The following is a 13,019-nucleotide window of genomic DNA, read 5'->3' as shown; positions in this document are numbered from 1 at the left end:
TTCGGCTCAGTCCAGCCGAACGTCAGAGCGGAACTCGGGGCGACCGGTCGCCTCCACGTCGAGGCGAAACAGCGCCCCGGCCGCGTCGCCTGCTCTCCCGTCCGGGTCGCCGCCGGCGGTCGTCACGTAGAGCGTATCGAGGTCGGACCCGCCGAACGCGACGCTCGTCACTTTCTCCGTCGGCACGTCGAACCGTTCGAGTTCGGTTCCGTCGCCGTCGTACTTGACCACACAGCCCCCCTCCCAGCGGGCGGACCAGATGTTGCCCGCCGAATCGACCGTCATACCGTCCGGCAGTCCGGGGGTGTCCGGCGATTCGACGAACCGCTCGCGGTCCGAGACGGCTCCCGTCTCCTCGTCGTAGCCGTACCGATAGATGGTGTGTGCCTCGGTCTCCGTGAAGTAGAACCGCTCGCGGTCGCGGGTGAAGCCCATCCCGTTCGGAATACCGACGCCGGTCTCGACCGTCGTCACCGTCCCGTCGGTGTCGAGGCGGAACAGCCGCCCGCCCGCGGATTCCGTGGGCATCGTCCCGCAGAACACCCGCCCGGCGGGGTCGGCGATGACATCGTTGAACCGGGTCGGCGAGTCGACAATTCGCGTCACCGCTTCGAGTTCGCCATCGACGACGCGGCCGACGCGACCGCGGTCCATGAACGCCAACAGCGACCCGTCGCGCTGCAGCGTGACGCCGGCGAGAACCGACGTTTCGACGGGACAGTCGTGCGCTCCCGTCTCGGGGTCGTAGCGGTGGAGCCGCCCGGCTTCGATGTCTACCCAGTACAGCCGCTTTTCGTCGGGGTGCCAGACCGGCCCCTCGCCGAGCCGGCACGACGTGTCGACCGCTCGTGTGACAGTCATGGCCGTTCGTTCGCAATCGACCGCAAAATACGCTTCCCCCGAGTTCGCGGGGGTCGCCGCCACTCTCGTCGACGCCTTCAGAAGTGCGAAATCTTGTCTCGCCGGTAGAGGTCGAGCGAGAGCACCGTGTTCGGCGACCGCTGCCGGACCGCGTAGGCGATGGCGTCGGCGACCTCTATCGCCTCCGTCACCTCGCCCTCGTCGAACGACTCCGCCTGCGTCTCGCCGCTCTCGGAGCCGAACTCGGTCCTGACCTCGGTCGGGTTGACGCAGGTCACGCCGACGTTCTCCTCGCCGATGGACCCCTGCAGGCTCGACGCGAACCCGCGGACCCACCACTTCGTCGCGGCGTACACCGGGTTGTGGGGTCGCGGGTGGTTCCCGGACATACTCCCGAGGAAGACGATATTGCCCTCCGTCTCCACGAGGTGCGGAATCGCCTCTCTCGCCGTGTAGAACATCCCGTCGACGTTGACGCCGGTCATCAGCCGGTACTCCTCGTCTGTGAGTTCAGCGACCGGCTTGTCGACGCCGAGACCGGCGTTGCAGACGACGATGTCGAGCGAGCCGAACCGCTCGACGGTCGCGTCGACGAGCGCCCGGACCGCGTCGGGGTCGGTCACGTCGGTCGGCACGACGCTCACGGCGGCGTCCGTCGCCGCGCGAATCTCGTCCGCGAGCGATTCCAGTCGCTCGACTCTGCGGGCGGCGAGACATACGTCCGCGCCGTCTTCGGCGAGCACGCGCGCCGTCGCCGCGCCGATTCCCGAACTCGCTCCCGTGACGAGCGCCGCCCGCCCGTCGAGCGGGTCTTCCAAAGCGGTTGGTCGGTCGACCATACACCGTGATTGTGACCCTGTCGCATACGTGTTTTCCCCGTGGCAATCCGGCGACGGGCGCTTGGAACACGTTTATTAGACTTCCGTCGATTGTCATTGTATGGCACGTATTGCGGTTACCGGAGCGGCTGGCAACGTCGGAAGAGTCACGGTCGAGACGCTGGACTCGGACCACGACGTGACGCCCATCACGCACCGAGAACGCGAGGGACTCGATAGCATCATCCTCGACGTGCGCGACGAGGACGCGCTGACTGAGGCGTTCGAGGGCCACGATATCGTCGTTCACCTCGCGGCCAATCCGAACCCCGACGCGGCGTGGGACAGCGTCTACGAGGTCAATATCGGCGGCACGTACAACGTCTACGAGGCGGCGCTGGCGGCCGACGTCGACCGACTCGTCTTCGCCAGCACGAACCACGTCCACCAGATGTACAACATCGCCGACCCGACCCGCCCGGAGACCCTGGCCGCCGACGCCGAGGCGGTCGGCGTGTCGGACCCGGCGCGTCCCGACTCGTACTACGGCGTGAGCAAGGTGTTCGGCGAGGCGCTGGGCAACTACTACGCGGACCGACACGGACTGGAAGTGCTCAACCTCCGCATCGGGTGGCTCCTGACGGCCGAGGAGGTCCGCGAGAAGATGGACGAGGAAGAAGACGTCGCGCGCTACGTCCGCGCGATGTGGCTCAGCCCCGACGACTGCGCACAGGGGATGCGCCGGGCCGTCGAGGCTCCCCTCCCGGACTCGCCGCTCGCGGTCAACCTCGTCTCCGCGAACGACGACCGGTACCTCTCGCTCACGGAGACGATGCGCGCCATCGGCTACCGCCCGCGGGACAACTCGGCGACTGTCGTGGAGTGAGCGGGGACCGGAGCGAACTGTGAGTGAGGTTCCGACCTGCCGCGAGGCGCGCCGCGGCTGACGACGCCCGTCCCCGCTCGCCGGTTGGTTCACCCGTCGAACGCGGTTCCGAACTATTATTCAGGAGAACGAACGCGAAACATTTTCGAGACGAGTTGATTCGACCCATCCGTTTTTATATCATCATCAGTCATTCACAACCTATATATGAGGGAAGATAACATGGGTACAACATGGCTGAGCATGGCTGTAGCGATGAAAGTGTGAACCGCCGAAAGTACCTGAAAGCCCTGTCCGTGGGTGCCGCCGCCGGCCTCGCTGGATGTACCGGGGGTGGCGGCTCCGAGACCGAGGCCACCGAGAGCGGGAGCGGTTCCGACGGCTCCGGCGGCGACACCGAGACCGGTGGGGACAGTTCAGGCAGCACGTGGGACTCGGAACTCGAAGTCCTTCACGGCTGGGCCGGCGGCGACGGCGAGGCGGCGGTCACCGCGCTCATCGAGGCGTTCGAGGAGGAGCACCCCGAGATGGATACGAACTTCCAGGCGGTCGGGGCCAGCGCGAACGTGAACCTCAACGCGACGATTCTTCGACGGCTCGCGAACAACAACCCGATGAGTTCGTTCGCCAACTGGCCGGGGAAGAACCTCGAACGGTACTCGGGCGCACTGATGGACCTCGAAGCCGACGTGTGGGACGCCGAGGGATTCAAAGACACCATGCAGTCCCGCGCGGTGGAACTGTGTAAGTTCAACGACAAGATGCCGGCGGTCCCAATCGGGTCCCACCGGATGAACAACCTGTTCTACAACACCGCCGTCTTCGAGGAGGCCGGCATCGACGCGTCGAGCCTCGATAGCGTCGACGCGCTCCTCGACGCGCTCGAAACCATCGACCAGAACACGGACGTGACGCCGATGGCGCAGGCGATGGTCGCGCCGTGGACGAACCTCCAGCTTTGGGCGCAGATTCTGACGAGCCAAAGCGGCGTCGAGGCGTACACGAACTTCATCGAGGGCAACCCCGACAGGGCGGCCGTCGTGGAGGCGCTCGAGGCGCTGAAGACTATCAACGAGAACTACATCACCGCCGACGCCTCGTCCATTAGCTTCACGACGGCGGGCCAGAAGGTCATCTCGGGGAAGGCGGCCACCATCCACCAGGGGAACTGGGTCTACGGCATGTTCCGCGCCGACGACAGCTTCAACTACAAAGAGCAGTGGGATTGGATACCGTTCCCGGGCACGGAAGGTATCTACTTCTACCACGTCGACTCCATCGTCGCGCCGAGCAACAACCCGAGCCGCGAGGAGACCATCGCGTGGCAGAAGTTCGTCGGCTCGAAGAAGGCCCAGATCGCCTTCAACAACCCCAAGGGGTCGGTTCCGCTCCGCACCGACATCGACCCGAGCGAACTGACCGACTTCCTCGCGATGACGTACGAGGACCTCACCGATTCGGAGGCCTACCCGCCGACCATCGCCCACGGGCTCGCAGTCACGCCCAAGACGATGGGCGCGTGTAAGACCGCCTTCGGCGACAACTTCATGGGGCCGTTCAAGGTCGAAGCCACCGCCGACGCGCTCATCGAAGCGGTCTCCGAGTAGGGCTTCGGTCGAAACTACACCTTTATCACTCACAAATAAAATAATAGGTATATCCATGGCCACACACGACAACACGGAGCACGTCTCCGACGCGACCGACGAGGCGGTCGGGTGGGAGTCGAAGCTCCAGTATTTCCTCAACAGCGACTTCGTTCGCTCCGCGCCGTACTGGGGAATCCCGTTCGTCCTCATGAGCATCGCCGTCTACGGTGGCATCGGCTACAACTTCGCCATCTCGTTTACGGACTACGAGGGCCTCGGAACCCCCGATTACTCCGTTCTCGACCTGGAGATGTACGCCCAGGCGCTGTCGAGCGACGCGTTCATCGCCGCCGCGCAGAACAACTTGGTCCTCCTGGTAGGCTTTACGACTATCTGTCTGGTACTCGGACTGTTCCTCGCAATCCTGTTGGACCACGGCATCCGCTTTTCCGAGAAGTTCCAGACGGTCTATCTCCTCCCGATGAGCCTCTCGTTCGTCGTCACCGCACAACTGTGGCTCTGGATGTTCAACGTCGAAAGCGGCATCCTCAACCTCGTCGTGACGACCCTCGGGTTCAATCCCGTGGACTGGCTGGGGAACCCATCAATCGCGCTCGGTGCGGTGATATTCGCCCTCATCTGGCAGTTCAGCGGGTACACGATGGTCGTCTACCTCGCGGGGCTCCAGTCGATTCCCGACGACCAGTTCGAGGCGGCCCGCGTCGACGGCGCGAGCATCACTCGGACCTACCTCCGCATCATCGTCCCGCAACTGAAGGAAGCGTCCGTCAGCGCGGCCGTCGTGTTGATGGTGTTCGCGCTGAAGGCGTTCACCTTCCTGTACGCTCTCGTCGGACGCTACCGCCCGCCGAACGGGACGGACATCCTGGCGACGCTCATGGTGCGCCGCGCGTTCAAGTTCGGTGAGTGGGCCTACTCGGCCGCCATCGCGACCATGCTCCTCGTCATGGCGCTCGGCGTCATCGGACCGTACCTCTACTACCAGTACAAACAGGGGAGTCTCTGACCATGTCACAGTCGTCATCCACAGGCAGTTTCGACGTCGCATCGCTCGTCGAGGACGTGAACCTCCGGCGCGTCGCCCAGTACGCGCTCGTCGTGTTCTTCCTCGGCTTCTTCCTCGTCCCGCTAGAGACGGGAATCATGACCGCCATCAAGACGAACGAGTCGGTCGCCCGCTCGCTCCCCTTCGCGCCGCCGGTCGGCGAGGGCTTCACCCTCGGTAACATCCAGTTCGCCCTCGAACAGCTCTCGGGGTCGTTCTTCAACTCGCTCATCATGTCGATTCCGGCGACTATCGGGAGCGTCCTGTTCGGGAGCATGGCCGCCTACGGCCTCACGATGGTCAACTGGCGGGCCCAGATGGGCGTGCTGATGCTCTTCGTCGTCGGCGTCTTCGTCCCCTACCAGGCCGTGTTGGTCCCGCTCGCGCGCTTCTGGAACAACATCTTCCCGCTCGCGCGGATGATAGAGCCGATGGTGGCGTCGATACCCTTCTTCCAGGGGTACCACGCGGAACTCGTCCCCCTCGTCATCACCCACATCGCCTACGGGATTCCCATCTGTACGATACTGTTCCGGTCGTACTACCAGAGCCTCCCGAACTCGCTCGTGGAGGCCGGTAAAATCGACGGCGCGAGCATCACGAAGATTTACCGGCGCATCATCCTGCCCATCTCGAAGCCGATGTTCGGCGTCGTGTTCATCTACCAGTTCACGCAGATTTACAACGAGTTCCTCTTCGCGTTCACGCTCGTCACCGGGTCCGACGCGCCCGCAGCACCGGTCACGCTGGTGCTGCCCGCAATCGGGGCGTCGACTTCCGGCATCGACTTCGGTATCAGGATGTCCGCGGCGTTCCTCGCCGCGGTTCCGACGCTCATCCTGTACGTCGCGTTCGCCGAGCAGTTCGCCAAGGGACTTCGCACGGAGGCCTAAGCTATGGGACAGATTCAACTCACCGACCTGACGAAGCGCTTCGGCGACACGGTCGCCGTCGACGACCTGTCGCTCGACATCGCCGACGAGGAGTTCCTCGTGCTCGTCGGCCCGTCGGGCTGTGGGAAGTCGACGACGCTCCGGATGCTCGCCGGCCTGGAGACCCCGACCAGCGGGGACATCTACATCGGCGGGGACCACATGAACTACCGCGTCCCGCAGAACCGCGACATCGCGATGGTGTTCCAGGACTACGCGCTGTACCCCCACATGACCGTCCGGCAGAACATCCGGTTCGGGCTGGAAGAAGAGGAGGGATACACGTCTGCGGAGCGCGACGAGCGCGTCGTCGAAGTCGCGGAGACGCTCGGCATCGCCGACCTGCTCGACCGCAAGCCCGACGAACTCTCGGGCGGTCAGCAACAGCGGGTCGCGCTCGGGCGCGCCATCGTACGCGACCCCGAGGTGTTCCTGATGGACGAGCCGCTGTCCAACCTGGACGCCAAGCTCCGGGCGGAGATGCGCACCGAGCTCCAGAACCTGCAGGACCAACTCGCCGTCACGACCGTCTACGTCACCCACAACCAGACGGAGGCGATGACGATGGCCGACCGTATCGCCGTCATGGACGACGGCGAACTCCAGCAGGTTGCCTCTCCCTTCGAGTGCTACCACGAGCCGAACAACCTGTTCGTCGCGGAGTTCATCGGCGAGCCGATGATAAACCTCGTCCGCGGAACGCGCTCGGAGTCGACGTTCGTCGGTGAACACTTCTCGTACCCGCTCGACGAGGACGTGATGGAGTCCGTCGACGACCGCGACGACCTCGTCTTGGGGGTGCGCCCCGAAGACATCGAAGTCGCCGACGCGGCCCCCGACGACGCCGCGCTCGACGATCACGAACTCCAGATGGACGTGACTGTCGTGGAACCCCACGGCGACCAGAACGTCCTCCACCTCTCGCACCCGGACCAACCTTCCGACGACGACGCGTTACAGGCGGTCACGGAGGGAATGCACCTCGTCACGCGGGGCGACCGCGTCACGGTGAGGATTCCGCCGGACACGATTCACGTGTTCGACGCGGAGACCGGAACCGCGGTACACAACCGCCGACACGACCAGGAAGCCGACCTCACAGAACTCGAACAGTAGCTATGGCACGATTGACACTCGACGACGTAACGAAGGTTTACACCGAGGACGGCGGCGGCGACATCGTCGCCGTCGAAGAGATATCGCTCGACATCGACGACGGGGAGTTCCTCGTGCTCGTCGGTCCGTCGGGGTGCGGGAAATCGACGACGCTCCGGATGATGGCTGGACTCGAAACCGTCACCGAGGGCGAACTCCGACTCGAAGACCGCGTCCTCAACGACGTGTCCGCGCAGGACCGGGACATCGCGATGGTGTTCCAGTCGTACGCGCTGTACCCGCACAAGAGCGTCCGCGGCAACATGTCGTTCGGCCTCGAAGAATCGACCGACCTGCCGGACGACGAGATACGCCAACGGGTCGAGGAGACGACCGATATGCTCGGCATCTCCGACCTGCTCGACCGCAAGCCTAGACAGCTTTCGGGCGGCCAGCAACAGCGGGTCGCGCTCGGGCGCGCCATCGTACGCGACCCCGAGGTGTTCCTGATGGACGAGCCGCTGTCCAACCTGGACGCCAAGCTCCGGGCGGAGATGCGGACGGAGCTCCAGCGCCTCCAAGAGGAACTCGGCGTCACCACCATCTACGTCACCCACGACCAGACGGAGGCGATGACGATGGGCGACCGCGTCGCCGTCCTCGACGACGGCGAACTCCAGCAGGTCGGGACGCCGCTGGACTGCTACCACCGGCCGAACAACCTGTTCGTCGCGGGCTTCATCGGCGAGCCGTCGATGAACTTCTTCGACGGGTCGCTGGAGGGTGGCACCTTCCGCGGCGACGGCTTCGACTACCCGCTTTCGGACGCGACCAGAGACCAACTCGGCGGCGCGAGCGCCCTCACGCTCGGCATTCGACCCGAGGATATCGAGGTCGGCGAGCGGCGCTCCGGCGACCGAACCTTCGACGCCGAGGTGGTCGTCGTCGAGCCGCAGGGTAACGAGAACACCGTCCATCTGCGGTTCGCCGAGGGCCGCGAGGGGACTCGGTTCACCGCGACCACCACTGGACGGTCGAGGGTCGAATCGGGCGACCGGGCGACCGTCTCGTTCCCCGAGGACGCGATTCACCTGTTCGACGGGGAGACCGGCAACGCGCTGAAGAACCGAGAGCTCCCGTCGAACCGCGCCATCGGCGCGTTCATCTCCGACTGACGACTCGGTCGACACCCCCTGTCGCCGTTCGTTCTTTCACCCCTGCGAGCCCTCCAGGCACCCCACCTCCTCGGACTGACCATCCACACCTTCTCTCATCTTTTGTTCGCAAGCGCTGCTCCGGTAGTCGTCAGTACTCGCCTCCCGGCAGCGCGGTAGCGACGTGCGCGAGTCGCGCCGCTCCGGTATCGAACGACTGCGAGTAAAAGGCGGCCGCGGCGGACGCGCCGCGAGCGGTGAGACGCTCACTTCTCTCGGCTGCGGTGTCGCGTCCAGTCGGTGTGTTATGTCAGGCTGATGCGGCCGCTGTGGGACAGTTTTCTCGGGTTACTCCTCGTCGAAGAGGGTCTCTCCTTCGACCATGTGTTCTCCGACGGCGTCGAGGTCGAGCGTCAGCCCGAGGCCGGGCTTTTCGGGAATCTCCATGCGACCCTCCTGAATCAGGTCGTCCTCCTCGACGAGGTCCTCCCACCAGCCGAGCTGATAGGAGTGGTACTCGAGGGCAAGCGAGTTCGGGATGGCCGCGGCGACCTGCGCGGAGGCCATCGTCCCGATGGGCGACGAGACGTTGTGCATCGCCACGGGGATGTAGTACATGTCCGCGAGGTCCGCAATCTTCCGCGTCTCGCGCATGCCGCCGACGCGGGGCAGGTCGGGCGCGATGATGTCCACCGCCTGCGGTTCGAGCAGCGTCCGCTGGCCGAACTTCCGGTAGACGTTCTCGCCGACCGCGATGGGCGTCGTCGTGGACTGGGTCACGAGCTTCTGCACGTCGTGGTTCTCCGGCGGAACGGGGTCTTCGAGCCACCACACGTCGTAGTCTTCCAGCTCGGACGCGAGGCGCTTGGCGCTCCCGCCGGTAAAGGACCAGTGGCAGTCGAACGCGACGTCGGCGCGGTCGCCGACGGCCTCGGTGACGGCCTCGACGATTTCGACCTTGTGGTCGATTTCGGGGTTGCGGAGGTGGCGGTTCGCGCGGTCCTTCTCGTGGCCCGAGGGCACGTCGAGGTCGAACTTGATGGCGTCGTAGCCGAGCTCCTCGACCACGCGGACGCCCTCCTCGGCGCAGGCCTGCGGGTTGGCCTCGTCTTCGGTGTGGAGGTCGCAGTAGACGCGCACCTCGTCGCGGTACTTCCCGCCGACGAGCTGGTAGGCGGGCACGTCGAGGAGCTTCCCGGCGACGTCGTGAAGCGCGATTTCGATGCCCGAGATGGCTGAGATGACCTTGCCCGAAACCGAGCCCTCGCCCGACATCTTCTGGACGAGGTGCTCGTAGAGACGGTCGATGTCGAGGGGGTTCTCGCCGACGAGGAACGGTTTCATCCGCTCGATGATGGCGGTGTCGCCGCCGCCCCAGTAGGCCTCGCCGGTGCCGACGACGCCCGCGTCGGTGTAGACGCGGACGAGAATCCACGGGTAGTTCCCGTCGACCATCGTCGTCTGTACGTCCGTGATTTCGGCGTCGCGGACGCCGCCTCGCGGATTCGTGATATCCATCGTCTCCGCGGACAGGTCGCGCATCGTGTACTCCGCGTTCGGGTCGCTAAGCTTCGCTTGCTCAACCATTGCGCACGTATATCTCGAAAGCCACTACAAAAGTGTGTGGGTTGGTAGTTCGTCGCTCAGTTCGCGTGTACTCCCCGAGCAGTAACCGTCGCTGTCGCCCGAGCACCGGCCGTCGTTGACGGCTTACAAATGGTGACAATTTCGCAAGAATTGTATGTCGGAAGAGAGAACACACGACCGATGACGGAACCCAGTAAAAACTACGTCAACGGTGAGTGGGTCGCTTCGGAGACCGGCGAGACGGCCGAGGTGACGAACCCCGCGAACCCGAGCGAGGTAGTCGCGACGTACCAGCACTCGAACGAGAACGACGCTGCGGCGGCCGTCGACGCCGCCGTGGCGGCCGAAGACGAGTGGCGAAACACGCCCGGCCCCGAGCGCGGGCGCATCCTCCGCGAGGCGGGCACGCTCCTCGCCCAGCGGAAGGACGAACTGACGGAGATTCTCATCGCCGAGGAGGGGAAGGCGCGGCCCGAAGCGGCGGGCGAGGTACAACGCGCAATCGACATCTTCCACTACTTCTCGACGAAGGCCGCCGACCTCGGCGGCGCGAGGAAGGGTGCGAGCGGACCGAACACGAACCTCTACACGCGGCAGGAGCCCGTCGGCGTCGCGGCGCTCATCACGCCGTGGAACTACCCCATCGCCATCCCCGCGTGGAAGCTCGCCCCGGCGCTCGCCGCCGGCAACACCGTCGTCCTGAAGCCCGCCTCCATCGCGCCCGGCGTCGTCGTCGAAATCGCCCGCGCGCTCGACGAGGCCGGCCTTCCGGACGGCGTCCTCAACGTCGTCACCGGCCCCGGTAGCTCGGTCGGTAGCGAGTTCATCGGCAACGAGGGCACGGACCTCGTCTCGTTCACCGGTAGCAGTCAGGTCGGCGAGATGGTCTACGAGCAGGCCACAGACGCCGGCAAGCGCGTTCAGACCGAACTCGGCGGGAAGAACCCGACGCTCGTCGCCGACTCGGCCGACCCCGCCGAGGCCGCCGACATCGTCGCTAACGGCGGGTTCGGAACCACCGGCCAGTCCTGTACGGCGTGTTCCCGCGCCATCGTCCACGAGGACGTGTACGACGACTTCGTCGCCGAACTCGTCGACCGCGCGGAATCCCTCGATGTCGGCCCCGGAACCGACCACGAGATGGGCCCGCAGGTCAGCGAGTCCGAACTCTCCTCGACGCTGGAATACATCGATATCGCCGAGGGCGAGGGCGCGACCCTCGTCGCCGGCGGCGGCGTCCCCGAGGGCGAGGAAGTCGAGACGGGCCACTTCGTCGAGCCGACGGTGTTCACCGACGTCGACCCCGACATGCGCATCGCACAGGAGGAGGTCTTCGGTCCGGTCGTCGCCGTCATCGAAGTGAGCGACTTCGACGAGGGACTGGCGGTCGCGAACGACGTCGACTACGGCCTGTCGGCCAGCGTCGTCACCGACGACCACACCGAGGCGAACCGCTTCGTCGACGAGGCCGAAGCCGGCGTCGTGAAGGTCAACGACAAGACGACCGGCCTCGAACTCCACGTCCCCTTCGGCGGGTTCAAGCGCTCCTCGTCCGAGACGTGGCGCGAGCAGGGCGACGCCGGTCTCGACTTCTACACCATCGAGAAGACGGTCTACGACAACTACTGAGCGGCTCCCGACGGTCGTCGACAGCGACCGTCTGCAATCGTCTCGTTCTTTTCTCTCGTCTCCTCTCGTTTCCTCTGCTGTCGTTTTCTCACCCGTCATTCGCACCCTCACCCGGCCGAGACTGTTGGCTCAGCCCGCTCCAAACACGATTCTCTATAACAGAACGGCACTCTACGGGTGACTGCAGTATGGGTTACACGACTAGCTGTGTAATTTTCACTCGTAATCACACGCCGAGAGCTGTGTTAACACGGCTCTACATCGAGAATTCGAGGGGTTCGCGGTCTGTTCCGAGATAGCGAACAGGGTGCGTCAGTAGTTGATGTTGAGCTCGACGACGTTCGCCGCGCTCAGGACGCGTTCGGGGAGCGACCCGTGGAGGTCTTCGTCGCTGACCCGGCTGGCGGGTGCCGAGACGCTGATGGCACCGAGCACCTCGCCGGAGGACGATTTGATGGGTGCCGCGAGGCAGCGCAGCCCTTCGAGGCGCTCGCCGTCGTCGATGGCGTAGCCCCGCTCTCGAACCGCTTCGAGCACCTGAAACAGCTCCTGTCGCGTGCCGATGCTCTTCGGCGTCTTCTGTTCGAGACCGTGACGCTCGATTATCTCGTCCACCCGCGACTCCGGGAGGTTCGCGAGAATCGCCTTCCCGAGGGCGGTCGTGTGCAGGTTCGTTCGGAGGCCCGCGTAGGTGTCGAGGTCGACGGCGTCGTCGCCTTTCGCCCGCATCAGGTAGACGCCCATCCCCTGTTCTTCGACGAGGAGGTTGGCGAGTTCACCCGTGTCGGCGGCGAGCGACTTGACCTCGGGTTCGGCGACCTGATACACCTCCATCGACTTCCGACTGTGACCGCCGACTTCGAGGAATTTCAGACCGACGCGGTAGTCGTCGCCGTCCTTGAGAACGTACCCGTGTTTCTGGAGGGTCGTCAGGTGGTTGTGGACCGCGCTTTTTCCCATGTGGAGGTCGCTCGCCAACTCCGTGACTCCACAGGGTCCTTTCTCCATCAACTCTTCGACGAGCGCCAGTGTCTTCTCGGTGGTTCGCACCGGATGTTTGGCGTCCATAGCTACTCGTTGTCAAGTATCTGAATAAGTGTTCTGGTCCGGAGAACGGTGACGCCGAGTCGCAGAAAGGCGTCCCGTTCGACTCGGAAAACCGCTTTCGATGGTTGATGCTGAGCGTAACGCGAGAGTCGGCGGTGGGCGTTCATGAGTTGGACTTGTCACGGCGTCCGCCGCCGCCTCGCGCGTACTGGTATGACTGACACGTCACACGGTCGGACCGCTCGCGCCGACCACGCGTAACCTCGTGCCGGAGCATGATATTTTTTGGCATGGGTGTAGAGCTTGCCCGGCGGTCGTCTCCTCGGCGCGACCGGTTTGCCGTCGCGACCGGTGG

The 13,019-nt window shown here is 64.8% G+C and carries 11 protein-coding genes; 7 read left to right on the top strand and 4 right to left on the bottom strand.

Annotated elements, in window-relative coordinates:
- Window positions 1-6: 6 nt before the first annotated feature.
- Both xacC and C5C07_RS16725 read right to left on the bottom strand, forming a co-directional pair.
- Window positions 7-861 carry a pentonolactonase XacC gene (xacC, locus tag C5C07_RS16730; RefSeq protein WP_115805606.1) on the bottom strand — a complete coding sequence of 285 codons (855 nt, stop codon included), beginning with the start codon at window positions 859-861 and terminating at the stop codon, window positions 7-9.
- 77 nt (window positions 862-938) lie between these two features.
- Window positions 939-1,700 carry an SDR family oxidoreductase gene (locus C5C07_RS16725; protein WP_162832780.1) on the bottom strand — a complete coding sequence of 254 codons (762 nt, stop codon included), beginning with the start codon at window positions 1,698-1,700 and terminating at the stop codon, window positions 939-941.
- Between the two features lie 100 nt (window positions 1,701-1,800).
- Between C5C07_RS16725 and C5C07_RS16720 the strand changes: the two genes are divergently transcribed.
- From C5C07_RS16720 to xacK, 6 genes are all read left to right on the top strand, one after another.
- Entirely contained in the window at window positions 1,801-2,565 is a 765-nt protein-coding gene (locus C5C07_RS16720) for an L-arabinose 1-dehydrogenase (RefSeq protein ID WP_008097042.1), read from the top strand.
- Between the two features lie 296 nt (window positions 2,566-2,861).
- Window positions 2,862-4,172: an ABC transporter substrate-binding protein gene (locus tag C5C07_RS16715; RefSeq protein WP_181950722.1), complete on the top strand. Its 1,311-nt coding sequence runs from the start codon at window positions 2,862-2,864 to the stop codon at window positions 4,170-4,172.
- A gap of 55 nt (window positions 4,173-4,227) precedes the next feature.
- Window positions 4,228-5,181 (top strand): xylose/arabinose ABC transporter permease XacH, encoded by a 954-nt coding sequence (xacH, locus tag C5C07_RS16710; protein ID WP_008097040.1) that lies wholly within the window; start codon window positions 4,228-4,230, stop codon window positions 5,179-5,181.
- Window positions 5,182-5,183: 2 nt separating this feature from the next.
- Window positions 5,184-6,113: a xylose/arabinose ABC transporter permease XacI gene (gene xacI / locus C5C07_RS16705; RefSeq protein WP_004972182.1), complete on the top strand. Its 930-nt coding sequence runs from the start codon at window positions 5,184-5,186 to the stop codon at window positions 6,111-6,113.
- Window positions 6,114-6,116: 3 nt separating this feature from the next.
- Complete coding sequence (xacJ, locus tag C5C07_RS16700) at window positions 6,117-7,268, top strand: xylose/arabinose ABC transporter ATP-binding protein XacJ (RefSeq protein WP_115805605.1); 1,152 nt, start codon at window positions 6,117-6,119, stop codon at window positions 7,266-7,268.
- A gap of 2 nt (window positions 7,269-7,270) precedes the next feature.
- Entirely contained in the window at window positions 7,271-8,422 is a 1,152-nt protein-coding gene (xacK, locus tag C5C07_RS16695; protein ID WP_115805604.1) for a xylose/arabinose ABC transporter ATP-binding protein XacK, read from the top strand.
- A gap of 327 nt (window positions 8,423-8,749) precedes the next feature.
- On the opposite strand, the gene C5C07_RS16690 is transcribed toward xacK, so the two are convergent.
- Window positions 8,750-9,988, bottom strand: coding sequence for a xylonate dehydratase (locus tag C5C07_RS16690; RefSeq protein WP_115805603.1), 1,239 nt, complete (start codon window positions 9,986-9,988; stop codon window positions 8,750-8,752).
- A gap of 180 nt (window positions 9,989-10,168) precedes the next feature.
- Between C5C07_RS16690 and C5C07_RS16685 the strand changes: the two genes are divergently transcribed.
- Window positions 10,169-11,617, top strand: a complete 1,449-nt coding sequence (locus C5C07_RS16685) for a 2,5-dioxovalerate dehydrogenase (RefSeq protein WP_050460034.1) — start codon at window positions 10,169-10,171, stop codon at window positions 11,615-11,617.
- 312 nt (window positions 11,618-11,929) lie between these two features.
- On the opposite strand, the gene xacR is transcribed toward C5C07_RS16685, so the two are convergent.
- Entirely contained in the window at window positions 11,930-12,685 is a 756-nt protein-coding gene (gene xacR, locus C5C07_RS16680; RefSeq protein WP_008097029.1) for an HTH-type transcriptional regulator XacR, read from the bottom strand.
- Window positions 12,686-13,019: the final 334 nt, after the last annotated feature.

Origin of the sequence: Haloferax sp. Atlit-4N, assembly GCF_003383025.1 — an archaeon.
GTDB classification, from domain to species: domain Archaea; phylum Halobacteriota; class Halobacteria; order Halobacteriales; family Haloferacaceae; genus Haloferax; species Haloferax gibbonsii.
This window is presented reverse-complemented; position numbering and strand designations above follow the sequence as displayed.

What these genes read in the sequence shown, in the direction of transcription:
- xacC (WP_115805606.1), bottom strand. Translation starts at nt 861, where the DNA reads ATGACTGTCACACGAGCGGTCGACACGTCGTGCCGGCTCGGCGAGGGG.
- C5C07_RS16725 (WP_162832780.1), bottom strand. Translation starts at nt 1,700, where the DNA reads ATGGTCGACCGACCAACCGCTTTGGAAGACCCGCTCGACGGGCGGGCG.
- C5C07_RS16720 (WP_008097042.1), top strand. Translation starts at nt 1,801, where the DNA reads ATGGCACGTATTGCGGTTACCGGAGCGGCTGGCAACGTCGGAAGAGTC.
- xacH (WP_008097040.1), top strand. Translation starts at nt 4,228, where the DNA reads ATGGCCACACACGACAACACGGAGCACGTCTCCGACGCGACCGACGAG.
- xacI (WP_004972182.1), top strand. Translation starts at nt 5,184, where the DNA reads ATGTCACAGTCGTCATCCACAGGCAGTTTCGACGTCGCATCGCTCGTC.
- xacJ (WP_115805605.1), top strand. Translation starts at nt 6,117, where the DNA reads ATGGGACAGATTCAACTCACCGACCTGACGAAGCGCTTCGGCGACACG.
- xacK (WP_115805604.1), top strand. Translation starts at nt 7,271, where the DNA reads ATGGCACGATTGACACTCGACGACGTAACGAAGGTTTACACCGAGGAC.
- C5C07_RS16690 (WP_115805603.1), bottom strand. Translation starts at nt 9,988, where the DNA reads ATGGTTGAGCAAGCGAAGCTTAGCGACCCGAACGCGGAGTACACGATG.
- C5C07_RS16685 (WP_050460034.1), top strand. Translation starts at nt 10,169, where the DNA reads ATGACGGAACCCAGTAAAAACTACGTCAACGGTGAGTGGGTCGCTTCG.
- xacR (WP_008097029.1), bottom strand. Translation starts at nt 12,685, where the DNA reads ATGGACGCCAAACATCCGGTGCGAACCACCGAGAAGACACTGGCGCTC.